34 protein-coding genes are annotated in these 24,672 nt (G+C 54.0%); 4 read left to right on the top strand and 30 right to left on the bottom strand.

Annotation, left to right across the window (positions count from 1 at the left end; translation table 11 throughout):
- Positions 1-304 precede the first annotated feature (304 nt).
- Positions 305-1,435 (bottom strand): hypothetical protein, encoded by a 1,131-nt coding sequence (locus tag N8E89_RS09410; protein ID WP_262259741.1) that lies wholly within the window; start codon positions 1,433-1,435, stop codon positions 305-307.
- A 101-nt stretch (positions 1,436-1,536) separates the two neighbouring features.
- On the opposite strand from N8E89_RS09410, the gene N8E89_RS09405 reads away from it, so the two are divergent.
- Positions 1,537-2,397, top strand: coding sequence for a DUF4238 domain-containing protein (locus N8E89_RS09405; protein WP_262259740.1), 861 nt, complete (start codon positions 1,537-1,539; stop codon positions 2,395-2,397).
- A 217-nt stretch (positions 2,398-2,614) separates the two neighbouring features.
- Here the strand turns inward: N8E89_RS09405 and N8E89_RS09400 are convergent, their stop codons facing one another.
- Both N8E89_RS09400 and N8E89_RS29290 read right to left on the bottom strand, forming a co-directional pair.
- Positions 2,615-2,860 (bottom strand): hypothetical protein, encoded by a 246-nt coding sequence (locus N8E89_RS09400; protein ID WP_262259739.1) that lies wholly within the window; start codon positions 2,858-2,860, stop codon positions 2,615-2,617.
- Positions 2,861-3,074: 214 nt separating this feature from the next.
- Positions 3,075-3,644, bottom strand: a complete 570-nt coding sequence (locus tag N8E89_RS29290) for an eCIS core domain-containing protein (protein WP_410010366.1) — start codon at positions 3,642-3,644, stop codon at positions 3,075-3,077.
- A gap of 573 nt (positions 3,645-4,217) precedes the next feature.
- Between N8E89_RS29290 and N8E89_RS09395 the strand changes: the two genes are divergently transcribed.
- A complete protein-coding gene (locus tag N8E89_RS09395) occupies positions 4,218-4,550 on the top strand; it encodes a DUF982 domain-containing protein (protein ID WP_262259738.1) in 333 nt (110 codons plus the stop codon).
- Between the two features lie 16 nt (positions 4,551-4,566).
- Entirely contained in the window at positions 4,567-4,779 is a 213-nt protein-coding gene (locus tag N8E89_RS09390) for a hypothetical protein (protein WP_262259736.1), read from the top strand.
- A 583-nt stretch (positions 4,780-5,362) separates the two neighbouring features.
- Here N8E89_RS09390 and N8E89_RS09385 read toward each other — a convergent pair.
- From N8E89_RS09385 to N8E89_RS09315, 15 genes are all read right to left on the bottom strand, one after another.
- The gene (locus N8E89_RS09385; RefSeq protein ID WP_262259734.1) at positions 5,363-5,707 is read right to left on the bottom strand and encodes a hypothetical protein; all 345 of its coding nucleotides are present in this window, start codon (positions 5,705-5,707) and stop codon (positions 5,363-5,365) included.
- A 204-nt stretch (positions 5,708-5,911) separates the two neighbouring features.
- Positions 5,912-6,289, bottom strand: a complete 378-nt coding sequence (locus N8E89_RS09380; protein WP_262259733.1) for a hypothetical protein — start codon at positions 6,287-6,289, stop codon at positions 5,912-5,914.
- A complete protein-coding gene (locus tag N8E89_RS09375) occupies positions 6,290-6,571 on the bottom strand; it encodes a hypothetical protein (RefSeq protein WP_262259732.1) in 282 nt (93 codons plus the stop codon).
- Positions 6,571-6,984, bottom strand: a complete 414-nt coding sequence (locus tag N8E89_RS09370; protein WP_262259730.1) for an N-acetylmuramoyl-L-alanine amidase — start codon at positions 6,982-6,984, stop codon at positions 6,571-6,573. The genes N8E89_RS09375 and N8E89_RS09370 overlap by 1 nt, the downstream gene beginning before the upstream one ends.
- A 17-nt stretch (positions 6,985-7,001) precedes the next feature.
- A complete protein-coding gene (locus N8E89_RS09365; protein ID WP_262259728.1) occupies positions 7,002-7,136 on the bottom strand; it encodes a hypothetical protein in 135 nt (44 codons plus the stop codon).
- A 1,024-nt stretch (positions 7,137-8,160) separates the two neighbouring features.
- Positions 8,161-8,982 carry a sialate O-acetylesterase gene (locus N8E89_RS09360; RefSeq protein ID WP_262259726.1) on the bottom strand — a complete coding sequence of 274 codons (822 nt, stop codon included), beginning with the start codon at positions 8,980-8,982 and terminating at the stop codon, positions 8,161-8,163.
- Between the two features lie 474 nt (positions 8,983-9,456).
- The gene (locus tag N8E89_RS09355; RefSeq protein WP_262259724.1) at positions 9,457-10,842 is read right to left on the bottom strand and encodes a hypothetical protein; all 1,386 of its coding nucleotides are present in this window, start codon (positions 10,840-10,842) and stop codon (positions 9,457-9,459) included.
- Positions 10,842-11,042, bottom strand: coding sequence for a hypothetical protein (locus tag N8E89_RS09350; protein WP_262259723.1), 201 nt, complete (start codon positions 11,040-11,042; stop codon positions 10,842-10,844). Before N8E89_RS09350 ends, N8E89_RS09355 begins: the two co-directional genes overlap by 1 nt.
- A 54-nt stretch (positions 11,043-11,096) precedes the next feature.
- Positions 11,097-11,414, bottom strand: coding sequence for a hypothetical protein (locus N8E89_RS09345; RefSeq protein ID WP_262259722.1), 318 nt, complete (start codon positions 11,412-11,414; stop codon positions 11,097-11,099).
- Positions 11,411-11,902, bottom strand: coding sequence for a hypothetical protein (locus tag N8E89_RS09340; RefSeq protein WP_262259721.1), 492 nt, complete (start codon positions 11,900-11,902; stop codon positions 11,411-11,413). The genes N8E89_RS09345 and N8E89_RS09340 overlap by 4 nt, the downstream gene beginning before the upstream one ends.
- Positions 11,903-11,914: 12 nt before the next feature.
- A complete protein-coding gene (locus N8E89_RS09335) occupies positions 11,915-12,355 on the bottom strand; it encodes a hypothetical protein (RefSeq protein WP_262259720.1) in 441 nt (146 codons plus the stop codon).
- Positions 12,355-12,729: a hypothetical protein gene (locus N8E89_RS09330; RefSeq protein WP_262259719.1), complete on the bottom strand. Its 375-nt coding sequence runs from the start codon at positions 12,727-12,729 to the stop codon at positions 12,355-12,357. Before N8E89_RS09330 ends, N8E89_RS09335 begins: the two co-directional genes overlap by 1 nt.
- A gap of 447 nt (positions 12,730-13,176) precedes the next feature.
- Positions 13,177-15,771: a phage tail protein gene (locus tag N8E89_RS09325; protein WP_262259717.1), complete on the bottom strand. Its 2,595-nt coding sequence runs from the start codon at positions 15,769-15,771 to the stop codon at positions 13,177-13,179.
- 43 nt (positions 15,772-15,814) lie between these two features.
- On the bottom strand, positions 15,815-16,246 hold the full coding sequence (locus tag N8E89_RS09320; RefSeq protein WP_262259716.1) for a GNAT family N-acetyltransferase: 432 nt from the start codon (positions 16,244-16,246) through the stop codon (positions 15,815-15,817).
- Positions 16,243-16,920: a hypothetical protein gene (locus tag N8E89_RS09315; protein WP_262259715.1), complete on the bottom strand. Its 678-nt coding sequence runs from the start codon at positions 16,918-16,920 to the stop codon at positions 16,243-16,245. Before N8E89_RS09315 ends, N8E89_RS09320 begins: the two co-directional genes overlap by 4 nt.
- A 72-nt stretch (positions 16,921-16,992) precedes the next feature.
- Between N8E89_RS09315 and N8E89_RS09310 the strand changes: the two genes are divergently transcribed.
- On the top strand, positions 16,993-17,295 hold the full coding sequence (locus N8E89_RS09310) for a hypothetical protein (RefSeq protein ID WP_262259714.1): 303 nt from the start codon (positions 16,993-16,995) through the stop codon (positions 17,293-17,295).
- Positions 17,296-17,372: 77 nt separating this feature from the next.
- On the opposite strand, the gene N8E89_RS09305 is transcribed toward N8E89_RS09310, so the two are convergent.
- The 12 genes from N8E89_RS09305 to N8E89_RS09250 all read right to left on the bottom strand — a co-directional run bounded on the left by N8E89_RS09305 (position 17,373) and on the right by N8E89_RS09250 (position 24,640).
- Positions 17,373-18,005, bottom strand: a complete 633-nt coding sequence (locus N8E89_RS09305) for a hypothetical protein (RefSeq protein WP_262259712.1) — start codon at positions 18,003-18,005, stop codon at positions 17,373-17,375.
- 10 nt (positions 18,006-18,015) lie between these two features.
- Positions 18,016-19,230: a hypothetical protein gene (locus tag N8E89_RS09300; protein WP_262259711.1), complete on the bottom strand. Its 1,215-nt coding sequence runs from the start codon at positions 19,228-19,230 to the stop codon at positions 18,016-18,018.
- Positions 19,157-19,990, bottom strand: coding sequence for a phage tail length tape measure family protein (locus N8E89_RS09295; protein ID WP_262259710.1), 834 nt, complete (start codon positions 19,988-19,990; stop codon positions 19,157-19,159). Before N8E89_RS09295 ends, N8E89_RS09300 begins: the two co-directional genes overlap by 74 nt.
- A 383-nt stretch (positions 19,991-20,373) precedes the next feature.
- Positions 20,374-20,700 carry a gene transfer agent family protein gene (locus N8E89_RS09290; protein ID WP_262259709.1) on the bottom strand — a complete coding sequence of 109 codons (327 nt, stop codon included), beginning with the start codon at positions 20,698-20,700 and terminating at the stop codon, positions 20,374-20,376.
- A 17-nt stretch (positions 20,701-20,717) separates the two neighbouring features.
- A complete protein-coding gene (locus N8E89_RS09285; protein ID WP_262259707.1) occupies positions 20,718-21,164 on the bottom strand; it encodes a phage tail tube protein in 447 nt (148 codons plus the stop codon).
- A gap of 265 nt (positions 21,165-21,429) precedes the next feature.
- Positions 21,430-21,846, bottom strand: coding sequence for a DUF3168 domain-containing protein (locus tag N8E89_RS09280; RefSeq protein WP_262259706.1), 417 nt, complete (start codon positions 21,844-21,846; stop codon positions 21,430-21,432).
- Positions 21,843-22,256, bottom strand: a complete 414-nt coding sequence (locus N8E89_RS09275; RefSeq protein WP_262259705.1) for an HK97-gp10 family putative phage morphogenesis protein — start codon at positions 22,254-22,256, stop codon at positions 21,843-21,845. The genes N8E89_RS09280 and N8E89_RS09275 overlap by 4 nt, the downstream gene beginning before the upstream one ends.
- Positions 22,249-22,599 carry a head-tail adaptor protein gene (locus tag N8E89_RS09270; protein ID WP_262259704.1) on the bottom strand — a complete coding sequence of 117 codons (351 nt, stop codon included), beginning with the start codon at positions 22,597-22,599 and terminating at the stop codon, positions 22,249-22,251. Before N8E89_RS09270 ends, N8E89_RS09275 begins: the two co-directional genes overlap by 8 nt.
- Positions 22,599-23,171, bottom strand: coding sequence for a head-tail connector protein (locus N8E89_RS09265; protein WP_262259702.1), 573 nt, complete (start codon positions 23,169-23,171; stop codon positions 22,599-22,601). The genes N8E89_RS09270 and N8E89_RS09265 overlap by 1 nt, the downstream gene beginning before the upstream one ends.
- Positions 23,171-23,353 (bottom strand): hypothetical protein, encoded by a 183-nt coding sequence (locus N8E89_RS09260; RefSeq protein ID WP_262259701.1) that lies wholly within the window; start codon positions 23,351-23,353, stop codon positions 23,171-23,173. The genes N8E89_RS09265 and N8E89_RS09260 overlap by 1 nt, the downstream gene beginning before the upstream one ends.
- 53 nt (positions 23,354-23,406) lie before the next feature.
- The gene (locus tag N8E89_RS09255) at positions 23,407-23,919 is read right to left on the bottom strand and encodes a phage major capsid protein (RefSeq protein ID WP_262261872.1); all 513 of its coding nucleotides are present in this window, start codon (positions 23,917-23,919) and stop codon (positions 23,407-23,409) included.
- 40 nt (positions 23,920-23,959) lie between these two features.
- The gene (locus N8E89_RS09250) at positions 23,960-24,640 is read right to left on the bottom strand and encodes a phage major capsid protein (protein ID WP_262259700.1); all 681 of its coding nucleotides are present in this window, start codon (positions 24,638-24,640) and stop codon (positions 23,960-23,962) included.
- Between the last annotated feature and the right edge of the window lie 32 nt (positions 24,641-24,672).

The raw sequence follows: 24,672 nt of genomic DNA, 5'->3' as shown, positions 1-24,672 counted from the left end.
CTGGTCTTGCCGTCGACGAGGTCGCGACGGAATCACCCCTCCAAAAATGGCGACGCGAGCGCGATGCTCGCAGGAATACTGCATGACCGCTCGCCCCAAACCAGACATCACGCCCCGCGGATTGAATCGCGTGCAGGCTACTGGCTACGCTGGCCTAAGCCCGAGCTTGTTTGACATTCTCGTAAAGGCCGGGGTCATGCCCCATTCAATGGGGTGGTAGGCTCGTCTACGATAGGATCGCAATCGACGGGGTATTCGACAAGGCTATGAAGAAGAAGGATGACGATAAGTGGGAGTGCGCGGTCTAACCGCCATTCCTCGCCGCTTCTAACTTTCGGAACACCTCTTCCGCCCCAGCCCCAAGTGGATCCCTCTCGGCAATCTTTTGCTCAAGCCATTCCTTCCATTCTTCAATTGACCGATCGCCGATTATGGTCGCTCCCTGAGTTGGCAGCGAGCGCAGCGCGAAATAGAATGACTGCAGTTTGGTCTTGTTTTCCCAAGCGTCTGCCATCGCAGTAAATGCATTCCATGATGCTTGATCCCTGGCCTTTTCTTGCAGCTCCGCTTCCTTGATAGCGGCTAGGCGAGCCCTCTCCTCTGCACGATGGGCCCCGACCTTAGCCTCCTCTACGACCGCGTCTCGACTCGCCAGAACCGCGGCAAGAAGCTTGGGCAGTTGCGCTTCTAAGGGCAAAAACTCTTTATCAGTCCAGAGACCCAAGGAATACGATGAGAACTCCACAACGCCCTTTGGCTCCAGAGTCACTGAGGTGTCTCGTCTGGTCAGGCGATAGAGTGTTCTTTCGAGCTCCGTCGCAAAGGAAGTGCGTATTGGATGCGTTACCTTCACCTGTCGGTATTGTTCGCGGAATCTAAAATGAATCCTGTGCGGGCCAGAGACACCGTCAATCCACCAGTTTTTATCTTCTTCAAATCTGTAGCCCTCTAATTCGAGCGCCTTAAGGAGTGTGTCAAGGTTTCGCAGTGCTCGGTTTGTACCCGGCGAGAATGGCGGATCATACTGTTTCGCATTCTCATGGTTGTAGTGCTGGGAATTATAATCTCCGCGCGTAAATCGTTTGACCAGTTCGTGGGGGCGGCTTAGGAGTGCCGGGACTTTTATTTTGGCGAATCTGCGCGCGTATTCTTTCGCTTTGCCCTCCCGCGCCTCGCCACGTTCAGCCCGCTTCTTGAAGCCTGTCTGAAGAGCATGCTGGTAATAGGTCATTGGCTCCAACGCGGGTCGCTTCGGCAATGGCTTTCCGGCAGCCGCTTTGTTCCAATAGCCCAAAGGGGGCGTAGGGATTTTGTTCCTATTACAAAAGGTCCGAAGCTGGTGATAATCGGTGTCGTAAAATTCGATCACCTCCTTCATCGGCATTTCCCAAAGCTTCGCGTACACGGCTTCTCTGGAGACGTTGATGACGCTCATGGTGCAATATTCCGAGATCGTTGATTTGGTGTTTATTTCCAGACCGTTATCATAAGCTCAAAGCCTTCCCAACCTACGGTTGACCCTGTTAATAGCGCTATATGAGCAAAGAAGGTGATCACCATTACGTCCCCCAATTCCACCTAAAAAGATGGGAGGGGCGCGACGAAAAACTCCTCCAGTGGGAGCGGATAAGATTTAATAATAAACTAGTTAGATCGCCTGTCACTACAGCGGCAACCGCCTATGTCCCCGGACTTTACGCTCTTGAAGAGGTGATATCCGATGAGGTCCAACAGATTGAGACGAAGGTATTTGGAAAGATAGAAACAGAAGCAAGCCCCATACTAGAGAAACTCATCAATCAAGGGGCGTCCAAGCTGACCGTTGTTGAGAGGTACTGGTGGACAATGTATCTGAACGCATCGGTGTTTCGTGTCCCTCATGTCATCGCGCGTTTGAAAGCTGAGGGTGCCCAGATTGCTGAGCGTGAATTGTCAAAGGACATCGACGAGTTTGTGGCGTTGAAGGGCAACGCTCCGGAGAAAACACTATTTGAGTGGACCAAAAACCATGCGCCTAGCCGAATAGCAAATTTCGGATTGAAAACCCTTCTTAGGTTGCTCGACAATGAAAGAGCTATCGACCGCATCATCCACCTCCAATGGCATGTCAGGGATGTTACGGCTGCATCTCGCCGATTACTGTTGGGAGATGATCCGTTTTGCCGAGTAAACGATTTGTACAATCCCCGCACTTTGATCGCTATGCCCTTATCTCCAACACGTGTTTTCTTCGGCACAGATGCGGGCGACATCGTCCGGAGCGTAATGACGACAAACACGCCCCGAGAGATTGTTCATCGTATGAACGTTGAAACACTTCGCAAGACAAGGCGGTTCGTATATGGGGATGCCGAGCGCAGTTTTATCGAGAAATATCTGCCCCTCCACCCTCAATAAGGCGTCGTAGAAATCCCTACGTGCTTTGAATCACATTTCGAGCACCGCATCTTTGGTACCAGATCGCAATGCAAGGCACCGTGATTCCGCCCTAGCCGCCCGGCCAAATCGACCAAATCCATTTTACGGGAATGATGACAACCGCGCGCTTGGCAGTGCACCCACAGCGTGTACCCGTGGTCGATTAGCGCGCCTATCGTTCCGTTGTCTGATCCACTCACATCGGCACCGGACGCCAGACGATTCGCTTCTTATTGACCCGGTCGCGGTCATCCTCAAAGGGGACGGCCTCGCAATCGACGACATCGCATTCCTTGCAGCGGAACCTCAAACTCTCGAACGTTCGGCCGTGGCCATTCACGTTGGCCAGATCGCTTGCAAAAAAGAAGCCAACCTTCTCGCATTTGCGGCACATCACCCGCACCAACATGCCTAGGCGAGCCGCCTGCCCTAATGTTTTCATTGTTCTTGTCATGAGAACAGAATAAGAACATATTCCGCGATGCCGTCAAGCCTAGCTGGGCCGGATTTAATCCGTATCTTTTCCATCAAGCCGGCGTGCCAATTGCTAAGCCATGAAGCCGCAGAATTTGATCCATCTGCATGCGGCAGGCACGGTTGACGCGATAAGACAATCGTCAACGAGGCATGCGAGTTGTTGTTTAGTTTTTGTCCTCTTAGTAGGCGACGCCAGGATACCACCCGTTTGGAGTCGGACAATAACACTGAAATCCTCGCTGAACGCCATTCAGCGCGCAAATACCAACCTGCGTTCGACAAGTGGAAGCCCATCGTTGCGCCTGAGGCAGAGGGTCATATCCGGCTGGCGGCCGTTGGGAATTGGAATTCCCGGCCCTAGCCGAAGCAAGTTGATTAAATATTGAGTCCGCAATCTGATCAGCCTTCGACTCCGCCGCCTGCTCGATACTCATGAGATCGTGGACGTTAAAACACTGACAAGCGATTATCTCCGCCGGAACCGCGCTGATATACTCTGTTAGGAATTGCTTTTCCCCCTTCCGCCTGTATTGAACGACATGTTCCAACTCGTGGAGCATCAAATGCACGTCCGCAAATTTCGCGAAATTTAATGAGGCTTCTGGAAAAAAAATCCGGTTGTTCCAAGTGATCGCGTCTCCGTGGACCGTGTCAATTCCGGTTGCGTAACCTACCTTTTTTAGGTCAACTTGGTAGTATTGCTGAGAAACCGCTATGAAATCACGTGGCAAACCTTGAAAACGGTTCACCTGTGAAAACAGATGCTCTTTATAGGTGTCGATTATTGGCCAAAGCGCCTGTGCGGGTGCCCCTTTGATACATCGATCAGGCCGCTGTATACATTCCAGCGATTCCTGAGGAGTAGGCGGTTGAGGAATGGGAAGATTTGTGCCCGGAATCTTCCTTGGCCCCGGGAGGGGACGGTTCGGAGTAGGAATATGGTTTCTAGGATCGAGCGCATCTCCGACGTCGTCCCAGAAATCTGCCGCCGCAGGAGCTGCTAGCGTTAGACTAAACGCTAATACTAGAAGAGCCCCTCTCACTGCAAGAATTTGACGCACGGTCCACCTACCTGCATACAACAAGATGATAAAATTCAGAATCTTATCAAGCAGTATTTATGCGTAATCAATATCCCACATGTAATCGTAACATAAATACTAGATACACTCCACCGAAATCGTAGATTGAAACGGATCGTCTTTAGGGTGCACCATTTGAAACCTTCACCCCATCGCTCGGCACCTTCGAACAGCGTGATGGTCAGATCATTCGAATGGATTAATGCCGGAAACGGCCAGCTCTGATACCGTTTCCTGGCCATGGCCGACTACGAAGACTACAAGCCGTTCAAAATCGTCTCTGTCTTGCAGGGTGCCAAGACATTCAATATCGATTCGGTCTATGACGCTTCCAAGTACATAACGGAGCAATGGCCGGAAGAGGAACATGGCCCGAAATATCTGAACTGCCTGGAAATACTGTTGAAGTGCTTCGAGGGAGGATGCACGGCTGCGGTTGCCCGTGTGGCATTTGTCGAAGCTGCAAGGGAAGCAGGTATCTACGTTGAACCGATGCAGAGACCGCCATCGACCGGCAAGCTGCAAAGGTGGGGGAAGAAGCGTACGTTGGCGAGGGACCGAAGGCCGCGATAGAAAGGGAGTAAAAACCGTGAATGAGTACGATAAGCAAACCGAAATCGAACGACTTGAAAAAGATCTCGAAAATTACGAGCACACCATAAAACAATATGAGGCTGGAACGTACAAGTTTGAGCACCGCGATGCCAACGGGACGGTCGACCTGTCTGAGGCTCATTACAAAGACGCGCTGAGGCTTGTACCAGACATTAAGGACAGGCTAGCCAGGCTTCGGCAGTTATAAAGCGCAAAACCGATATCCGATATATGACACAATATATTGTGCCAAAAGGGGATAAATCCCCTTTTGTTCTCACAGCATCTTGCGTCCGATATGAATCATCATAGAATAAAAGACAAGCAGCGAAATCGCTGCCCGCCTTCTGTCGACACTTAGTTTGATAACGGGTGTAGTCAGGGACTCAGCGCCGAGGGTCGCAGCTTGGTCATACGTCCTGAAGGCCCACTCGTGCAACAGGCTTTTAAACTATGAACCACTTTTTAATATCATATGACCTGCGAAAGCAGCGAAACTACGAGCCCCTATGGGCCCTTCTAAAAAACTCTGGCGCGGTCAAAGTGCTAGAGTCTGTGTGGCTGTTTAGCTCCAGCTCTGGGGCGGCGGCGATACGCGACCAGCTTATGACTGTGATTGATAAGGATGATGGACTAATCGTCCTACCCCTGACTCACGGCGCAGATTGGGGAACGTATGGTGCTCTGCCACCTGGCGTTTCCTGGCTTAACGCGAACATTAGGCGCTACGCAGCCTAACATCCTTTCAAGACATTGACGCCCCTGCCACACGGTCGGGGCGTCATTTATTTTTACGCCCGCGGTCGAGTGCTGCCCTTGGCCTGGTTCTCCAGAATCCTGTCGACTCGCCCAGATAGCCCGTCAACAGATTGCCGAACGGCCGATATAGCGTCCATTACCTGGTCCATTAGCTCTCGATTGCCAGCCTTCGAAACGTATTCCTGCGCGACGTGTATGCGATGCTCCTGGAGTTGAGCAGACACAAGGTCTGCCTTGAGGGATGCGGAATTGGCGGTTTCCATCGCTTCTTTTTTGGCAGAGTCCACTCTGTTTTCCACGCGGCGCCATACGCCGGCAATGGTCCCCATGAGCATGAGGAAGAAGCCAATCGCGGCCATAAGTTCGGTCCCGGTCATTTCTTTGTTCCCATTAGTCGTGCATCTCGATCAGCATAAAATCCAACGAGCGCCTTCTTGCCTGAGCCACACTCGACCAGCGCAATGCGGTCCTGAACCCAGAGGTCTTCGGCTTTGCCCTTGGTCGCGTCGACGGGCTTGGCGCATGGTTCTGTTAGTTTGCTGTCCGGTTGTGCCAGTTGCGGCTTGGGTGCCGGCGCAACATTACCTGACCTGATTGACGCGCAGCCTGGCAGGGCGGTTAAGGCAATCGTCAGTAGAAGTAGGGTCGCTACTCGCTTCATCTTTTAATTTCCTGTGTAGTTCTTGGAGTGCGACTGACTGCGCATCGATCGTTGCAATAGCTGTGGCTTCCGCTGCCTTAGCGTCTGCATTGGCGTTGGCTTGCCGCGTGCCTTCAGCCAGTGCGGCCGAAGCGTAGTTTGCGACGAGGGTGGAGTATTTGGCTTCCCAAGCCAACTGGCGGTTGTCACCACCGAGGTCGTAGACGTACCAGAGGCCAGCCAGCACCAAGCCCGCGGCAAGCCCGTAGGCAATCAGCGTGCCGTATCCGCCAGTGACTGTATTAAAGAATTTGAGCATTTACTCACCCTCTCCTACTGGCGGAGGTCCGTCGTATGGTGCGTAGGGTGGCGTGCCGCGTGCCTGTGCGACTTTGGCAAGCGAGTGCAGATCAAAGCTGCCCGTGCCTGTGTAGAAGCCGAGAATGCCGACGATGATAAAGGCCAGCGGCCAAGCAACGTCGCCAACGGCTGCTGGAGCGAGGAACGCAACCGTTACGAGCACACCCCACGCAGCAATGTTATTGCCGTAGACTAGCCGCTTGGTTGTGGTCCGTGATGGTTTTGCCGGTAGCCCCGCCATCACACCAACTTCCCGAGCGGATCCTTGCGAACGTCGAATGACGGGCAAGCCTTCGCTGCATACTGGTTGTGGCCCGATACTTTCTTCAGACCGTACTTCGCGATTGCCTGCCGCGTTAGCGCAAGCATCGCTTTCTTCTGTGCATCGGTTCGGGTGTCTTTCGGGTTCGTCTTGGCGTCGCAGCCGCCAACGTAGACATAGCCGATCGTGCCAGTGTTATGGCCTGCCGTGTGGGCTCCGACCGTTGCTTCAGGGCGGCCATCCTCGACAGTGCCGTCAAGGTGCACCACCTTGTGGTAGCCGATGTCGGACCAGCCTCGCTCTTTGTGCCACTGGCGGATGGTGGCGACTGACACTTCCCTGCCTTCAGGCGTGGCTGTGCAATGCCAGATCAATTCTTTGATTGGACGCATGGGTATTTCCTTGGTGGTTAGTAGCGTGCCTGCCGCTCTGGTGCGCAAAGCACATACCGAAACAGCATGACTATTATGACGAGATCGAGCGACGCGCAGGCAAGCCATCGGCGGAGGCGCACGACCAAGCGCAGCGCTGCCGCTCTGTTCATTGTCATTTCCTGATTGTGGGATGGAGTTGTCTAGCTTCGCGCGAAATAAATGCGCGTCTGGGTTGCATAAGGTTGGAAAGATCGTATTGGGTATTCGTCTCAGGAGGATCAAATGCTGGCTGGAATTAGAAATCCGACGTTAAGACGATTGTTTAGGCGTGACGGTGCGCCGCAGATAGATCGCGCTCGCATTCTTACATATTCCCAAATCGGCGGGTTCTTCTGTTTCGATGGGGCTGGAACTAGCCGACTTTAAGTCAAGGTCACTTGGCCTTTACGACGGATCTCTCTTTGGTAGTTTTGATGAGTTCGATACCATTCACGAAGTGATCTGATCTAAAATAATCCATCTTCCGCTCGCCCATTTTGACCCAAGCGTTGAGGTAGTATCAGGTCATCTATCATTACCGACCATTCGAACCAAGTTTGCTGCGCGGCGGGTTTTCACAGTGATGCGGGAACCAAGATCGCGCATGCTATCCCAATGGTTATATCTCAGGACGTTTACCAGGGAACAATTGAGCAATTGGGGTGCATGGGCAGATCATGTCGCTCATGCAGATTGCCCGCTTGGAGAGTTCTTAACCAACCCTCACACTGCATCTCGCACTGATAACGTAGTAACCCGAATGCTGTTAGGGAAACATCGTCTTATTCCAACAGGTTCATACATCCCACACGAAGCGGATGTAAGTCTTCTAGCGGACGCAAGGCGAGCTGTCGCCACCCTAGACTTTGTCGGCATAAATGAAGATAAGCACCTCGATCGCAAGATCAGTGATTTTTTAAAAAAACCATATGACCTGCCACGGACAAACGTTACCTTGTCCGCTGATGACAGCAAACAAACAGACATCTCAAAGGAGATGGACCCGACCACCCTGGAGGCCATTTACTCACGGTCGAGGTTAGATCGAGTCCTATGGGACGATGTGGTACGCAAGCTATCTCTTGACCCTGCATCTCTAGCCGAATCAGCGTTTTTGCAAACGATATTTAGGCACATTCGACAGGGCATCAATCACTACGGCAAGGCTGCCTGAATTTTATCTCGCCATAGCCCAGATGCACCATTTGCCCCTGTTGCATTAAGGTGCGTTAAATCGCCAATACGGTTTGTCGCACCGGTCAGAGTGTCAGTGTCCGGTCCCTGAAATACGTTTGGCAAGTCCCACAAAGCGATCTGGCCATTTTGAATAGCAGGATAGACAGATCCGCTTGCATACGACCCTTTCGCCACCATCCAAGGGGCGGCAACCCCTGATGCTGCAACTTTGTTGATCATTGATGAGACATTTGCGGTGTAAGCAGACGCGGTGACCCCCAATAACGAGTCGGATTCTCCTTGTTGCCATGTAACCAGGTCGACGTTCAGTCCTTTTGCTTTGGCACGTTCATTTGCGATCACGACGCGCTGCCATAGCGTTGACTCCCAATTTGCGGAGCTAGTCGCACCAATAGCGATAGGGATAAGAATGATACGCTGACGCCACCCTGCCGTGATGAGTTTGTCAGCCATGCGGAAGAACTGATTCTGGACGTTGCCCTGCGAACTGTTTTCGCAGCCCAATAGCGGGTCATTCGCGACATATATTCCGCCATCGTCCAGAAGCATCATGTCGATTTTCGAACCGTTGGTTGGAGCATACGGAACGTTGTCTTGATCGCCGCTCGTATTTGCCGCAAGTGATTGACCGGCGACGATGAGGACAGCAGTTGTTTCACCAGCCGTATAACCCTGTGCAGCACGAATCGTTCTCGACCGTGTGTCTCTATTCCAACGGTCGGCATCGAAACCCGGTGTCACATAAACGAACGGGTCTTGAAGTGTAGCGTATCCGCTCATATTGTCGCGAACCCCCGTATGCCGTAGATACCGAAGAACCGCCAAGTCCCGGCGATACTAGACGGCGCGGTTTCCAAAGCATAGAAACGATGCATTCCGATACTAGGAACGCCCACGAAACGAGATTTTGGAGTCACAACCTGACCCGGGGCAGATGATACCAAATCTCGTGCAAGACCCGCCGCCGCCGCAATTTCTGTAGTTGTGGAATCTAACCCGAACGACGCGACATATGCCGCCATCGCCCCGGAAGTCGTTACGTCAATACTCACCTGAAGATCGATCAGGGTTGGAAGTCCGCAAAAGATAGAAACCCGGAATGTACTGTCACCGTTGAACGCTCGATAGGCGTTTGTGCCATACGACCACGTGGCTCCCGTTCCTATAAGTGACAAAGGAACCGGCGTTTGATTGTAAGCATTGTAAACCAGACGTTTGAGCGCGCTAAACTCCAGTGTACCAGCGGTTCCGTCATTACCGGTCGAACCAAGATATGTGGCTTGATCTCGCCGGGACCGTCACTGTGTTACCGGCGACCGTTCCAAAGCGAAGAGTAATGGAATTTTTATTCGTATAAATGCCATTCTTTAGCTCGAGTTCAGTGGAACCCGCGCCTGTACCGCGTGCGAACTGCGAACCCGCCACAGCACCTGCGGACCAGTTTGGGCCGTGGCCAAGACGCAAGGTTGCGCCGTCCATGAACACAAACCAGTCGATTTGATTGAATGCGACTTGGTATGTGGCTGACAGCGCGACTGATAAACCTGAGCCAATATCGCGCAACACCATCTGTGTGCCGTCCCAGACTGGAACGCGAGTCCCGATGCACGGAACATAATAAAGCGTGGTGGCAGCAACCACGTCGCTCGTCGGGACCGCCACACCACTGACCAGTGACAATCGGCCTTGAGGTGTCAAGACACCTTGTACGGCACCGTCTGTGCCTTTGGCGCTAAGCAGATTCCAATAAGCATTCGATTGAGAAGGCTGTACAGGCGGTGCATTGCCAGTGGTGGATTGTATCGCTATCCACGAAGAGCCTGCATCTGTTACCACATCATCCTTGAGGTATGCGGTGGCAGGATTGTAAGCACCCTTAATAGTGAAGGTATTGCCAGCAGCGGAGAGCAAGAACCATTGCGTGTTAGACGTCGTGGGAAGGGCTGGTGGCGCATTGCCAGTGGTGTTGACGCGAGCAATCCAAGACGAACCATTCTGCAGAACGACATCGCCCAACTGGTAGGCTGTAGCTCCGCTGTAAATACCCTTCGACTGGAAAGACCCGTTCGGTCCGGTAAGGTAAGCAGGATCAGACCAGTCCCCCGATGTGTTAGAGACCTTGAAGTAAACGGCAGAGCGACCATCTCCGACGTTAGCAACTAGAACCGAGTATCCGGCCGCCTGCCCGTCATACCCTGCTCGCTCGGCTAGAGTCTCGACCTTAACGTCAACGTCGATTCCCTGGGTAAGGTTGATCTTGCTTATGGTCGCCATAGACCCAGCGCCGGTAAAGATTGGAATCTCGTCCAGTGCACCAGTCAACCCAGCCAATGCCAAGACATTGCCGTTGCCGAGCGTATCGACGAGGTCTTTAACCGCAGCGGAATACCTGCTGCCGTCTGGCTGAAAGCGAATGCGGTAAGGGCCGGCAACGAGCGCTGTGCCAGACCATGGTTCGGCAAGTTCGAGGTGAGTGGAGTCAGTGACCGAAGCAATTACAGCGTCAAGGTTTTGCACCTTGAAGGTATCGCCGGCAGTGATAGTGGCAGCGGTGATGTTGGCACCACCTGCAAAGGTGACAGTAGTGCCGCCAACGGCAACGCTTGCGTTACCAGCCTGATAGTCGGGCTTGATTGCCATTATGCACTTTCCTTATTCAACTCGGCGTCGAGAGCCGACTGCACGGAAGCCAGTTCGGCGTTAAGCACTTCGACGGTTCCGGAGAGTTCATGGATGGCTTGAGCCAACTGAAGGTTGCGATTGCGGTAATAGTCGACGAGCGCCGCGTACTCATTGAGTGCGGCCTGCGGTGCGATTTGCACCTGCTTGGATTCAGACATGACTTCTCCTCCCCGCCGCGAGGCAGGTGGTAAAATTGGGAATGTGCGGTGTGGCTAGAGGCTGGCTATAATCGCGTCGATTTCGCTCGCCGTGGTGGCTGCGTCGATGCGTGCCTGTAGGGCTTGGCGTTCGGATTCGATGGAGGCGACGCACTTAGATAGCGCATCGAATCGGTCAATGATTTCTTGAGGATCATCAGACTTGCTAACGAACCCGATACCAATACCGCCCAGAGCCGAGTGCGCCTTCGCCTGATACAAAGCGAACTTCGGTCCCATGGCTGCGTTCAGTTTAGGGATGTAGACAGCATCAACAGCCTCCCTCGCCTCGGCGCGACATACGCCAAGGTCTTTCTTGCCTTCGATTTTCATGGGCTTACCTCGGTGGCTGTCACTCGTATCTTAGCGCCGTCGACGAATGGAAACACGGACTCAAACACATAGGTGCCTGCGTCTGCGGTGGAGAATTCCAGCAGGCCGTCGTCAATCTCTACCAAAACGCCATCCATCAGCACCGTGCAAGGCACAGGCAGGCCTTCAAGCACATAGGCGTCAATGCCGTCTGCTTTAATCTCAACGTCGCCAGCGGGCAGCGTCGGTCGATCTAGCACCACGCCATCCTTCACGTAATGGAAGTCGTGTGTAACGACCAGATGCGTGTAGCCTGGAGACTCGCGCTTAACCTTGCCGTCCTCAATCACTACCTTGCCGTTGTCGTCGCGAACCGCCACAGCAGGCAGAGGTATGACTGGCAGGTGCATCCAGTCGCCCTTCGCCACGAAATTGTCAATGATTTCTTGGCTTTCGGGATCGCTTCTAATGTGGGTAATGAACCCACGATCATCAAATTGTATCAGCATGCTCGCTCCTCATCAGAACCCAATCCGGTAGTCGAAAATCAAATAGTTGATGGTGTAGCTGTACGCAGACGAAGCACTGATCATCTCGAAGTTCACGCGGTCTGTTTGAACATCAACCTTGAACCACGACCATGAGAACGTGAAATCGCTCCAAGGCGTATAGCTGTCGCCGAACCCCTTGATTGGGTACGCAAGACCGGGATTGCTTGAGCCTGAGCCGCCAATGACATTGGTCATAACAAACGGCTTGACTGAGTACGTCTTGCCGAACAGCGCCGTGTGGTTTGAAGTTCCGCCACCACCTCTGCTGCCAGCAATCGAACCCTTGATGAACTTGGCTGGGGATCCATGATCGCCGTTGAATAAGAGGCTGGAGTCGTTGGCTACCGTTACATCAACGCCGGAGCGAGAGAGCCGAAGAACCCCCGGCTGCGTCCAAAAACGATTGACCATTAGGGCAATATGCTCCGCGTGACGATATAATAGACGGTAGCGCTGCCGCTAGGCTGGTCGCTGGAGGCGTCACCGGCGATGTTGCTTACATCTACTTGCGCGCTGGCTGTCGAAAGGTACTGCAACTGCAGTATGAACTTGTCGTTCGACAGGAAGATAATCGGGTAATAGCCAAGGTTAGACCATGAGAACCCCACAGCCGGCGCATCATATGATACGGAGACGCTGCCAGACTGCAGAATTTGGAATTGCTCGTAAATTGTACTCCAAGAAAACTGGAATTTATTGGCCGAAAAAACATCTACGCCAGGAATTGAGACGTAGCCACCCATGCCAAATGTGGGATGGTTGCCGAGCAATATGCGGTTAACCATCTGCCATGCTCCGGAGGATCATGTATCCTGCTGTGTAGGAAAGATACGCTGTGTTGGCGACATTCCGCCGCGCACCGTAAAAGCGAAGCCAATTTTGCGACACGCCAATGGTCAGATACGATCTGTAGGTGATGTCCAGGGTCAGTACGTCGCATGCGGTGATGTCTAGGGAGCCGTTGTACCTCCACGTATAAACGAAAGGTATCTCTGGCATTGTCTCGCCAAACGGCACCTCTACGTATGCCGTCGACCCGCCAGGATACGTAATAGAACCGATCGCATATACGACCGCGCTATCCTTCCAACTGCTATCGAATGACAGTCTTTCTGGGTCTAGTGCAGCGGTAACGTCGTATCCGGGTTTTGAAGCCCGGATACGATAGTCACCACCGCCGAAGTCACCAATGAGAACGCGGTTTGTCATGTTTTTTGTTGTCCTTAGCGTTCTTAGTCCGCAATCAGAATTCGCCTGTTGGTCAGGTCGACCTGCATCTTGCTGTCACTCGAGCGCAGCATTCCCGCCGTAATCGTGTTGACGCGCGTTGCGTTCATCACAGCCACGCCACCCGAGAAGATGAACGGGAATTCCGAGTCTGTGCCGTTTGAGATGACGAACCTGTCGGCGCGGATCATTACTTCCGAAATGCCGCCAGTCTTGGCACTGATGAACAGCGCCGCCGTGTTGGTTGTGCCGCCCGCCGTTGCCGAAGCAGACAGGCCGATCGTCGAGAGCGCACCCGCCTCTGTGGCAACAACCGTTGTACGGAACAAGCCCGACGCAGAGAAGTTGCCTACCGAAGCGGAAAGCGCAGTGATGGCGGTGGCGTTTGCTTCTGCCTTGCCGTCCACAATCGTAATGCTTGCCGACAGCGAACTGATGGCATTTGCAATGTCTGTGTCGACCTTGACAGTTAGCTCTTCAATCCGGATGACCGCGGCTTCGGTTGCCGTGGCTACGACCTTAATCTCACGAGAGTATTTAGCGCTAACGCTACCTACTTCCTTGAGGATTTCGTATTTGTCGAGCGCGGATTGCGCACCAGCGTTTGCCGAGAGTGCGTTGAGACGTTCTAGTTCATCGCGCGGCCAGTGTACGCTTTCACCGATCCACTCAAGGTGTTCGCCTAGCTGCTCATTAATCTCATCAACGATGTCGCCGAGATAAACGTCCTCACTGCCAAGCAGCACGTTTGGTGTCGTGACGTTAAGCCATGCCGACCAAAGTACTGGCCGTGGCGTGCGTGGAATGTAACGCCCTCGCACACCGTAAAGCGTGTTCGGAAGCAATCCTTGGCTGATGAGGATGGAGCCAGCCTCCGGCTGATCCATGCGACCGCTGTAGACCGTCACCAAGCTGGTTGCGAGACGGACCTCGAACTCAACACCGATAACGTCTGGCTGGTCGCCATCCCAACTCAATAGGATGGCTGGTCGCCTTGGGCTGCCGTTATTGTCGAGAACTACGTCGCCAACCGCTGCCCAATCTACGATAGGCTGTGGCTGTGGGCGAACCGGACCTACAGGCCCAAACACCGGAGGCGTGTAGTCTGTCTCTTGATCCCAATCGTAATCGGCAGGATCCACTTCCGTGATGTCGATCATCACGTCAAGGTCAGCCAGATCGGAAACGCCGTCGACGCGGAAGAGCTTGTCTTCGTAGCCGTTGCGGTCTGAATTCCAGACAATCACGTCGCCAGGCTCGAGAACCCACGCCGCAGGCCCAAGCACCAATGTATGTCGTCGAGCGCGCCTTGCCTCTGCCAGCGCTGACTTCATCAGTCGCTGTACTTGGCTCGCCCGATACACCATGTCCATCTGGACATCGGCCATCAGGCGCCTGTTGCCGTCCTGCGCTTCGTACGTTGAGTTGTACAGCGCCGGCGCTGTCTTGGTGTTCCAAGCCTCTGCTGGTTCTGGGTAGGTTGCGCTAATGCCGTTGATGGTATCGGCAAGGCCAAAGAACGGAGTGAAGTCCTGCTCTTCGGTGGAGAGTATATCTCCGTCACTAAACGCAAAGACTGAAGCCCCTGGGGCGCCAACACGAATCTTATAGACGCCACCGGCCTCGGACAGCTTGCCTTGGCAGCCTGTGAGGATAGCTTCGATCGCGTCCGCAATAGGTGCGCCGACCTGAACCTCGCCGCCAGTGTAGTATGTTGGTTCTGGTCCAGCAGGCCCCGCAATATTTGCGCGGCACTTGTTGATTTGTGCAATCCAGTCGGCAACCGGAAGACGTGCGGCCGACAAACCCTGCAGGCCGTACAGCCAGCTTGAATTGTAGGTGATGCCGCGCAACAGATTGTATATCTGCACCGCAGGCAAATCGTCGCCGTCGCCTCCCCAAGTGGATGGTGTATCCCACCGCTGACTGCCGACGCCGCCTACGGTACTGTCGCGCGATGGATCGTAAAGGCGCGCTCCTTGCACTTCGAACTTGAATGACGGGAAGCCCGTAAAGAGCTCAGCGTCCACTTGCGAGGTGACGATTGCGTATGCAACGCCGTGACCTATACGAGTCGATTCCCAAGGATGCGTTGCCGACGAGACAGAGCCAGTAAGCAGAGGATCCGCTGTTGTCTGCGTGCCGTCGTGGAACTTAATCCAAAGATGGTTGTCATCGCCATCCGTGCGGTATTCGTCAATCTGGTATCCGCGTCCGCCAGGGTCGAGCGTAGCGCTGATCGTTACAGGCTCACCGTTCACCCAAAGCTGGGTGACGCCAGTGATCGGCACGTCGGAAATTGCTATGACTTGCGTGAAGTAGGCGTTAGGTGTCTTGCCTGAGTTGCCCCACGAATTGGCATAGACCAGTGAGCCCGCCGTGGTCGTGTGGCCAAGGATGATCGATCGGGGTACGTCGCCGCCAGACTGTAGCGTGCCGTTGACGCTGAACGGCTCTGCCTCTGGCGGCTTGCCTGCCAGCGCTTTGGCGGCGTAGCTAAGCCCGATACCAACGGCTACTTTGAGAAGGATGGCACCAAGACCGCCAGACAGAAACGTGCCGCCTAGCAGGGCGGTTGCCAAGCCGGTAAAAACAGCCATGTGCTTATCCTAGAAATGCGGCCGCATGGCCTGTGGTGGCTGCCTAGAGTGGCTTCATGAAGTGGCGCTCCGCGGCGATGTAGCCGCGGCGCTCGTAGAGCCGTGCAGGTAGAGGGTCGGAGCCGAGGCCAACCATGTTGGAAAAGACGCAGCCACGCTCGCGCGCCCAAGTCTCATATGCGTCGAGCATCGCCAGTGCAGAGCGCCCACGATGTGCGGGCTCAATCCACCAGATAAGCTCCGTAGCGGCTTTGACGGGTGCGAGTGGCAGCAAGCCAGCCTGCGCAGCAAGAACGCCCTGCGCGCCGTCTATGTCGAGTACCAGACACAAGCGGTCTGGTTCTGAAAGGCAGGCATCAAACAGGAGAGAAGCGAACGGTGCGCTGAATGGAATTGGTAGGCCGCTGGCTTCGTGGAAATTGCGCGCAAGGACCAAGGCGCGCGACTTGTCGGCGGGAGTAGCGCGCCTAATCATGCGCCCCTCAAGATAACATTGGTGGCGAGCTTCGATGAGCCCTTGGTGGTGATCTTACCTGCCTTTGAACCCCAGAAGAATTCAGTCTCTCCAACCGTGGTAACGTCCTGATAGAAATTGTCCGTTGCCGATCGGCGCTTCTGGCTATCGTTCGATCGCGTATCTGGATTGGCGCGCGTCATCTCTTGGGTGTGGCTGGCACACGTGAGATCGATGCTGCCCGCGTCATTCTCTTTTGGCGTCTTGATAGACACCGAATCGACAAACCCAACAAAACGGCAGAGCGCCGGCACGAGAAGCTGCCTGCTGGCAACGTCTAATAGGCCGCGATAAATCTCGACGCCAGCCTGCTTCAGATCGTATCCGCGCACAATGTTCTCAACGCCAGGGTCGAGTTGCGACATGGAGATTGAGACTTGCTGAACTGTGATATTCGCGACGAGCGGAATATCGCTGATTTGCACCAGCGAGCCCGAGCCTTCGAAGTTGCGCGTAACCGCAAGTCCAGTGTCAGGATTGATGACCTGCGCCTGTACGTCGCCAACATCAGACCAAAAACCGTAGTTAAACGGTACGCCTGTGCCGAGCTCGCGAGCCTTAATCCATAGGAAGTCACGCGCCACAAGTTGACGCGCCTGAAGCAACGCGAGGTTGCCGGCCGAAATGTTGCGCATAGAGCGAAGTACCTAGTGGAAAGGATGGTGCGACTCAGAAAGAGTCGCCTTGGCAAAAACGGAGGCTTGGATATGAACGAAAAAAAACTAACGCCCGTGGATATGACCGCCGGAACGGCAGAGGATAATTACGCGGCAGCGCTAGTAATAATGGGACATTCGTTCCGTATTTTGCTTGGCAAAGTTGCCGAACAGCACAACAGTCAAGACGGCCCTTGGCTCGATGAGTTGCAGGATGAACTAGTTCTGGAGGCCAAGGGGATGATCACCGAAGGCTTCTCGATACAGACTGACGCGGCAATCGTAAAGTTTGGTATTGATGTTCTTCAAACTACGTTGGATGCTTTTCGCAGAAGTCTCGTCGTCAAAGATTAGGAATGTTGACCTAGTGCCGTCGTTAACAACCATCGTGGCACCATTTCTAATTGTTGATATCGACATGTTGTTCTCCTTTAGCGGGATTCCATCGCCTGAAACGTGATCGCGCCAAAGCCGTTCAACTCAGCGGTGCTGGACAAAGAACCAGGCACAAGCGTCATCAGACAGGACGGCCGCACCACAACAACTGCGTCGTTGACCGCAGTCAGCGGCCAGAGGTGCGGACGGATTTCAAACAATGGAGAAAGGCCAGCTCCGCTTGCCGTGAAATCTTCCATCACTTGGTGCAAATTGCCTGTGCCGATCTGGAAATAATCGCCTACCTTACCAGTGTAACCGGCAGGCAGGTTCTTAATACGGATGGCCTTGCGGCTTGCCGCGATCGTATCCACCTGCAGGCCAGTCACAGTGCCCATACCCACTCCCGCGGGATAAGCGATCGGATAGCAACGACTTTTTGAGAAGGCATAAAACTGGTTTAGACCATTCTCGAGGACACTGAAGCGTGCACGCCAATAATCCAGCACCGGCCTTTGCAGCGGTTTTGACTGCGCAGACATTTGCCACAGCGGCGATCCCAAGTCTTTTACGAAGGTTTGGCCGCCTGCAGTTCTACTCTGCTCTTGCCGCCACAACAGCGAAAAGTCGGTAGTCCAACCTGGAAACGAATGCAGGAACTCCGTCGACAGTGGAAATGTTATGGCCATTGAATATTTCCTATACCCACTGTCGTGTCTTCTTCGCGGTCGTCATAGTGGTCAGCACATTCGCCTTGAATTCACGCTGCTGTTTCGCAACGACCTGCTCAAGCCTAGCGACGGCCTCAACCGATGCGCCACGTGCGTCGATGACTGGTGCGAAGGTAACGCTTGTGCCGCCACTGCCTTTGAGCGCTCTCATGGATGGGGCATGCGGAGTGACCTGAGATCCTTTGGGCAGATTTACTAACTCAGGACCGCGCTCGCCAACCATGGCTAAACCGCCAGGTGCAGACCGCGTTCCGGATGCAAAGCCAGGAATTGGAGGGAAGTAATTTAGATTTCCGCCACCAGCGAATCCACCACCACCCCCGATTCCCAACAGAGAACCGAGAAGACCAAAGCCTCCGCTTTTTCCGCCAGTACCGAATAATTGGTCGAGGCCGCTGTTGAGCAGTTGGTCGCCAACTCTCGCCAGAGCGTTACCGAGGGCTTCCGTCGCACTCTTGCCCTCGATAAGATCAGATATGAATCCGCCAAGGGTGTCACGACCAAGATCGCTGAGCATCGCCATCTGCTCGGTAACCTGGGCTAGCGATTCCTTTTCAGCGTACTGCGCGTCTATGAGACCTGAAATTTGAGCCCTCTGCTCTTCGGTCGCGCCTTTTTCCACCCGGCGAAGTTCGATGGCTTTCTCGCGCTCGACTGCAGTCATCCCAATGATTGAGTTCTCAAAGGTCAACTGGTCGATTAAATCGGTTACCGCCTTGGCCTGACGTTCAGTATCTCTAACTTCTTTGTCGCGAGCCTTATCTGCTGCCGTGCGCTTGGGCTTCGTCACCTTTTCAGGCGCGATGCTTTCACGGTTCGGCTTGTCCTCTGGTGTAGGCATGAGCGACGAGGATATACGTCGCTGTGCATCTCCAAATGCCTTGCCCAAAGCAATGCGTTCTTCGACCGTCTTGGCGTTTGCCAGGCCGTCTGTATAGGCTTTTGTCGCTGCTTCCATATCGGACAACGCCGGCAGCGCAATGCCGGCCAGAGTGCTGATGGCTTTCGACAGGGCGCCAATTTGCCCGACCTGATTACCGGCAGCATCACCAACGCCGTTGATAAAGGTGGTCAACTGGGCAAGCTTCTGCTGTGCCTCAACACTCACCTTACCAGAACTCCACAATCTCTTTAATGATGTCGCGGATTTGCTGGGGTGTTCCGGGCTGGTCGGCGATATCAATCAAGCGATCGATGAAGCTCTTAATGTCTGGGTTGCCTGCAGCTACGCTGTCGTTCAATTTGTTGATGGCGCCGTTCACCTCACCAATGGTGTAGGTGGCGCCCTGAAACACATCGACCGAGAGACTTGTTAGCTGGCCAGAAAGATCACCGGCTGCATCAGTAAGCGCCGATTTGAACTCCTTGATTTTGTCGCGGGTTTCGAACTCAAGTATCTTTTTGCTCGTGGTCGAGTAGTTCTCGGCACCGATCGCAGCTTCACCGTAGGCATCTTTGATCTGGCGAATGAAATCAGCGTGGCCCTTAATCAATTGGTCGGCGGCAGGCGTGTCTTCTCCGACAGAAGTAAAGTAAGCGACAGCGGCACCAGCAGCCCCGATCATCGCGAACGAGGCGAGAGAGACAGGATTGACCATCTGCGCAAAAGCTCCGCCCACAGTCTTCAAGGCGCCGAGCAGACCCTTACCTCCCTGGAGTGCCTGCGCAACTTGGCTACCCTGCTGAATCATGATTGTGAACGGGGATGTGCCAGAGGCAAGTCCCATTGCGATATCATTCAACTGGAACGAGAGATTGGAAACGGCAGCACGTTGAGCACCGACAGATTGCACGACGCCAGTGCCTGCCTTCTTGAATGACTTTTCAATGTTCGCGGCGCCGTTGGAAGCGGATTTGGCAACGGCTGCGAGCTGCTTGTCCAGTTTGTTTTGCGCAACTTCAATACGTACTAATAGACGTGTTGCTGTTTCTTCATCAGCCATTGTAATGTCCTGAAAAAATGGAGGAGGAATTGGACAATCTTCTGAAAACGTTGATTGCCGTTTCATACGTGGCTGTAATTTCGTCTGCCGGGTACTTTTTTGCCATGGAGCGACAAAACGCCAAAAGATCAGAGAGTGAGGCTATTTACCCAATGAAGGTGATTAGCCCGAGCTAAAGCCGACAATCCCCAACTCGGCTAGCTTTTCATCGTCCATTGTAGGCGGAGCATCTTCGACACCATTGGCTCGTTTGTAGCCATCAATGACAGCCGCAAATTCCCAGAACGTCATGGTATCAATTTCTCGCGGAGTGAAGCCGATCGCCCCACCTGCCGCGTAATATCCAGACCAACGCGTGAGACCATTCGGAAGCGGGTTCGGATCTACTTCGCCTCGCCCGCTGCGAGCTCCCCCGGCGAATCCTCCGCGTCCCACATGAGCGCATGCTCCAGGATACGTGATGCCGTCAGTACCAACGAGTGGTAGCTGGCCGTATCCAGCGTATTGTCCAGCAACTGTTTCGCTTCGGATTCCTTCATACCGCCGCCGATCAGACCGAGACGGATGGTGGAAACGATGTCGTCAACTTTCCACTGCGATGCTAGAAGCCGAGTCAGAACAACAAAAGCGCCGGCCCCAGTTCGCTGCTCGAGCGCTCGAAGCTCGCCGATGGCGAGGGCGAACTCATTTTCGCCCCCTGGCCATACCATTGATTTGGACTGCCGCATTAGGCAGCCTTGGCGGTTCGTGTCGGAATGCCATCGAATTCAACTGAGATTTCAGCGGTCACCTTCTGACCACGCTCAGCCTGATTGCTGATGGATACCAAATAGGCTGCGCCAGCCTCAATCTCAGTATCGCCCACAGCAGCCTTGGTGTTTTTGATGCGCACGTTTTTCGTTGCACCCGAATACCACCAATCGAGCATAAGCTCGTGGCTTGTCTGAGCCCAAACGCCTGAACCTGAGACGGTCACCTCCTGCGATTGCACCGCGCGCTCAACTGCCGCTGGGAGGGCTTCATTTTCGCAATCTGGCACCTCAGAGGTGGACATATTGCTCGTTCGGTTGATGCCGCGGGAAGTCAGGCCGCACAGCGCAGCGTAAGTACCGGGCGTTTCGGTTTCGATTTCGAGTACAAATTCATGGAAATTCTCGGTAATGGCGCGTGCCATGGGCTTTCTCCATTAGAAAGAGGCCAGCGAAGCGCCAGCCTGAAAATACGTTGATGGTGATGGGGTTACTTCGAGCGACTGCCGCGCAGGGCTCGCTTCGCTTCGCGCGTGGGTGATTGTGCCTCTTCGGCCCATCCCTTCGTCACGCAGTAGTCAATGAAATCTCGTGGCCGCTCCTGCGGTTCCGGTAACGCGTGTGCATGGAAGGAGTACCGGCTGTTCGGTCGAGACCAGTTGCTTTCAGCCTTGAAGATTGCCCATGCCATCATGCAACCTCGACCATCAATTCAACAGTCAACACACCGTGGCTGGTAACACCATCCGGATCGCGAAAGATACGGGCCAATGTGATGTTTGTTTCAAGTAAAGCATTGCTCGTGAGGCTTAGATGTGCCCTTGCGAGGACTCGCTTGATACGATCAACGATATTCTTTGCGTTGATAAAACCAACTTGTCTGGACCAAACGTCAATTTGAACTGTGTGCGTCTCACCGTCTATGCATTGTGCGTAATCGTCGACGATGTCTAACGGCCCAAATGAAACATAGGCTTGCTTTGGGTCAGCAAACGATACGGCATCATCCGGAACGTGGTCGTATACGTTATTGATCAACGCCATAAGTTGAGCGTCCGCTTTCAACGTCGCGACCAACAGGCGCTGTATTTCCTCGCTTACGTTCAAGCTGAACCTGCCTTAATCGCTTTGTTGACGTTGCGTGTAATGCGGGATCTAACCCGTTTTCTCAATGCTCGCCAAGATGGAAAGAAGAATGCGTGAGCCCGCATTTTGACGGTGCCGAATTCCTGAAAGGCTGCATAGTAAGCCTTCTCATTGCCGGCGAAGATCGTGATGATGGGACCGCCTGTTGCATCTGGATTACTCTTGGCAATCACGCGGGAGCCCTTAGGGGGCTTTCCCCACGTCCAGGAAATCGACATTTGGAGGTCGCCATCGTCGACAGGAGCAAGCTGCTTCATCATCGCGACTACTTCTTCGGCCCCCTGCTCCATTGCAACCTTTGCGGCTTGGCGAATACGAGCAGAAAGCACCTTGGTTAGTTCGGCAGTAAGCGCCGAGACACCGTCAACCATTGGCGACTCCAGACTCGACGAGCAGGTCCAAGAATGCTCGATCGGAAGTTGGTGTGATATCGCGGATGTTGAATGTTTTGGAGTTGCGCGTATCCCTGACACGCCAGTCGGTGCTGATTGCCCGGGTGCTGGTGTTCGAGCGCACCGTGACGATTTGAGGATGTTTGCCTTGGAGCCTATCAGCCATGACGGCCTCGCCTCCCCGCAAATGTTGATATCCCGCAGGACTCTTGAACTGCTCTACCCACTGCCCAACCGTATTGCCGGCGCCGTCGTCAACTTCTTCGCGTTTGTCGAATGCAACCATCTGGTCGAGGTAGCCCGCGCCACGGTTCTTAGACATCACGCAAACCTCCCGACCCGGTACCGCTCAAGAATGCTCTGAACTGCCACTGGCAAATCATAAATTTGGGTTTCAGACACTGCTACGCGGTGCTCGTAGAAGTGCGCAGCAAGCAGCAGCACTGCGGCCTTAAGATCGGCAGGTGGGGTGGAATATCCGCACTCAAATGTCACCTTGACTGCGCCTGGCTCACACCTAATGGCTGGCCAATTGGTATCGCGTGCAGGCCAAATGCGGACAGGCTGCGTATCCAGATCGACGCGCCATGATGTCAAGGTCGCTGGAGCACCCGCAGTGTCCGCATAGGAAATGCTGACGATCTCAGTAACAGGGCCAAATGGCACTGTTATTTCGCAAGGGAAATGGTCCAGCGATAGGCGCCAAGTCTGCGGACGTAGCGCAACGCCGATGCCGTTAGGTCCTTCAATGAAAGCAACAGCGGCATCGATGTAGAGGGGGATTTGAGTATCCTCGTCATCGTGGAAAATTCTGCTCTGCTTTTTGGCTTCAGCTAGCGTCACAACGTCGGCCGTGGCCGCGGTAACAAGAGCTAATCGCGACCACTCGTTCATTATCGTGTTTCCTTGAAAACTTGAGGTTTCACAGCGCGCTCAATTTTCTGTTCAGCGTGCGGAACACTGAGATTTTCGTAGCCGACACCTACCGCAGATTTAAACGTCTCAAGTTCGACGATTTGGCCACATTGATAATCGAAACCTTCACCGGAAAGGCTGGTTGTGACTTTGACTTTCATGAAGCCCTCAATGTAATGCCGCCCCGATCGAGTGATCGAGGCGGCGGTTGCAATTAGCTCGCAGGATGGGCAAGCACCTTTACAGCGGCTGCATCGAGCAGTTCGCCGTCGAACCGAGCAAAGCCGATGAAGCCGACCTGATGGAAGTCGGCGTAACGCTCGACCAAGCGTTTCGTGGTGAGTTCTTTTACGCGACGGACTGCATACTTGCTGAAGTCACCAAAGACGACAGACTTGGCAGACGCGCCAACATTCGCCACATGCTGATTGATCATATACGAATAGTTCAGCAGAGAAGCCGGTGCGCCACCGCGGACATCAGCAGGCTGCCAAATATAGCGGCCTTCGGCATCCTTGATCTTCCGCAACAGCTTCAGCGTATTGTCGTTAAACATCCATCGAATAGACTGGGCAGCGCGATAGGCCGGGTCGATTGAGTGTTCCAACTCAATCAAGTCATCAAACGCGATCGCTGCAGCAGCAGCGGCGGCAGTCGCACCAGCAGCAGTGACAATACCGTTTGGCTGCGCGGAGCCTGTGCCGACCGTCAAGTGACGATTGACGATGCGACCGATACGCTTTGCAAACGCGCCTGCAATGCGGCCCTCAACATCGATCGCCGAGATCCTGCAAGAGTTCCTCAGAAACGCGGATGATCTTCGTGGTGTATTTGTATGCGCCCAGAGTCTTCTGACCCCACTCGAGATCCTGTTCAGTGTCCTGAACATTCTCGCCGAGCAGTGCGCCTTCGTTGGCCGTATCATCTTCGGTCGGCATTTCCAGATCATTGCCGTTGCCGGTATTGATAACATCGAAGACGCCGTCATCAAGCATCGGGCCGTAAGCTTTCAAGCTTTCAATGACGCGAGCGACAAAGAGCGTCGGCGCCAGATATCCGCCCTTGGCGTCTGGACTTACACCTTGAGCACGAGCTTCCTGGATGATCTGGCGCTGCTCGCGCGACAATGCGGATGCGCCATTTCGAAGGAATGTTTCGAACGCATGGCGGTGCAGTTCATCTTTGTCCGCACCAGACTTCACGGAGCGGTTCTCGCCGAGCGGGCGGCGGTCGTCAGCCGCGTTGATTACAGCCTCACGTTCAGCAAGCTTTTCTTCACGGGCGATACGGGCCTCGAGGCGATCATATTCCGCCATGGCCCTGTCGTGCTGGCCTTCGAGTTCAGCTACGCGGGCTTCCGCAGTATCGGACTTGATCTCAGCGAGTGCAGCGCGTGCTTCGGCAACAATCGTGGCCTGTTTTTCGCGCAATTCGGTAACAGTGGACATTAAGTCCCTTTCATAAAAAAAGCCCGCATAAA

Source organism: Phyllobacterium sp. A18/5-2 (assembly GCF_025452215.1).
In the GTDB taxonomy this organism is placed as follows: Bacteria; Pseudomonadota; Alphaproteobacteria; order Rhizobiales; family Rhizobiaceae; genus Phyllobacterium; species Phyllobacterium sophorae.
This window is presented reverse-complemented; position numbering and strand designations above follow the sequence as displayed.

Excerpts from the sequence above, each read along its gene's own strand:
- N8E89_RS09410 (WP_262259741.1), bottom strand. The coding sequence starts at position 1,435 with ATGAGCGTCATCAACGTCTCCAGAGAAGCCGTGTACGCGAAGCTTTGG.
- N8E89_RS09405 (WP_262259740.1), top strand. The coding sequence starts at position 1,537 with ATGAGCAAAGAAGGTGATCACCATTACGTCCCCCAATTCCACCTAAAA.
- N8E89_RS09400 (WP_262259739.1), bottom strand. The coding sequence starts at position 2,860 with ATGAAAACATTAGGGCAGGCGGCTCGCCTAGGCATGTTGGTGCGGGTG.
- N8E89_RS09395 (WP_262259738.1), top strand. The coding sequence starts at position 4,218 with ATGGCCGACTACGAAGACTACAAGCCGTTCAAAATCGTCTCTGTCTTG.
- N8E89_RS09385 (WP_262259734.1), bottom strand. The coding sequence starts at position 5,707 with ATGACCGGGACCGAACTTATGGCCGCGATTGGCTTCTTCCTCATGCTC.
- N8E89_RS09380 (WP_262259733.1), bottom strand. The coding sequence starts at position 6,289 with ATGCTCAAATTCTTTAATACAGTCACTGGCGGATACGGCACGCTGATT.
- N8E89_RS09375 (WP_262259732.1), bottom strand. The coding sequence starts at position 6,571 with ATGGCGGGGCTACCGGCAAAACCATCACGGACCACAACCAAGCGGCTA.
- N8E89_RS09370 (WP_262259730.1), bottom strand. The coding sequence starts at position 6,984 with ATGCGTCCAATCAAAGAATTGATCTGGCATTGCACAGCCACGCCTGAA.
- N8E89_RS09365 (WP_262259728.1), bottom strand. The coding sequence starts at position 7,136 with ATGAACAGAGCGGCAGCGCTGCGCTTGGTCGTGCGCCTCCGCCGATGG.
- N8E89_RS09360 (WP_262259726.1), bottom strand. The coding sequence starts at position 8,982 with ATGAGCGGATACGCTACACTTCAAGACCCGTTCGTTTATGTGACACCG.
- N8E89_RS09355 (WP_262259724.1), bottom strand. The coding sequence starts at position 10,842 with ATGGCAATCAAGCCCGACTATCAGGCTGGTAACGCAAGCGTTGCCGTT.
- N8E89_RS09350 (WP_262259723.1), bottom strand. The coding sequence starts at position 11,042 with ATGTCTGAATCCAAGCAGGTGCAAATCGCACCGCAGGCCGCACTCAAT.
- N8E89_RS09345 (WP_262259722.1), bottom strand. The coding sequence starts at position 11,414 with ATGAAAATCGAAGGCAAGAAAGACCTTGGCGTATGTCGCGCCGAGGCG.
- N8E89_RS09340 (WP_262259721.1), bottom strand. The coding sequence starts at position 11,902 with ATGCTGATACAATTTGATGATCGTGGGTTCATTACCCACATTAGAAGC.
- N8E89_RS09335 (WP_262259720.1), bottom strand. The coding sequence starts at position 12,355 with ATGGTCAATCGTTTTTGGACGCAGCCGGGGGTTCTTCGGCTCTCTCGC.
- N8E89_RS09330 (WP_262259719.1), bottom strand. The coding sequence starts at position 12,729 with ATGGTTAACCGCATATTGCTCGGCAACCATCCCACATTTGGCATGGGT.
- N8E89_RS09325 (WP_262259717.1), bottom strand. The coding sequence starts at position 15,771 with ATGGCTGTTTTTACCGGCTTGGCAACCGCCCTGCTAGGCGGCACGTTT.
- N8E89_RS09320 (WP_262259716.1), bottom strand. The coding sequence starts at position 16,246 with ATGATTAGGCGCGCTACTCCCGCCGACAAGTCGCGCGCCTTGGTCCTT.
- N8E89_RS09315 (WP_262259715.1), bottom strand. The coding sequence starts at position 16,920 with ATGCGCAACATTTCGGCCGGCAACCTCGCGTTGCTTCAGGCGCGTCAA.
- N8E89_RS09310 (WP_262259714.1), top strand. The coding sequence starts at position 16,993 with ATGAACGAAAAAAAACTAACGCCCGTGGATATGACCGCCGGAACGGCA.
- N8E89_RS09305 (WP_262259712.1), bottom strand. The coding sequence starts at position 18,005 with ATGGCCATAACATTTCCACTGTCGACGGAGTTCCTGCATTCGTTTCCA.
- N8E89_RS09295 (WP_262259710.1), bottom strand. The coding sequence starts at position 19,990 with ATGGCTGATGAAGAAACAGCAACACGTCTATTAGTACGTATTGAAGTT.
- N8E89_RS09290 (WP_262259709.1), bottom strand. The coding sequence starts at position 20,700 with ATGGTATGGCCAGGGGGCGAAAATGAGTTCGCCCTCGCCATCGGCGAG.
- N8E89_RS09285 (WP_262259707.1), bottom strand. The coding sequence starts at position 21,164 with ATGGCACGCGCCATTACCGAGAATTTCCATGAATTTGTACTCGAAATC.
- N8E89_RS09275 (WP_262259705.1), bottom strand. The coding sequence starts at position 22,256 with ATGGTTGACGGTGTCTCGGCGCTTACTGCCGAACTAACCAAGGTGCTT.
- N8E89_RS09270 (WP_262259704.1), bottom strand. The coding sequence starts at position 22,599 with ATGTCTAAGAACCGTGGCGCGGGCTACCTCGACCAGATGGTTGCATTC.
- N8E89_RS09265 (WP_262259702.1), bottom strand. The coding sequence starts at position 23,171 with ATGAACGAGTGGTCGCGATTAGCTCTTGTTACCGCGGCCACGGCCGAC.
- N8E89_RS09260 (WP_262259701.1), bottom strand. The coding sequence starts at position 23,353 with ATGAAAGTCAAAGTCACAACCAGCCTTTCCGGTGAAGGTTTCGATTAT.
- N8E89_RS09250 (WP_262259700.1), bottom strand. The coding sequence starts at position 24,640 with ATGTCCACTGTTACCGAATTGCGCGAAAAACAGGCCACGATTGTTGCC.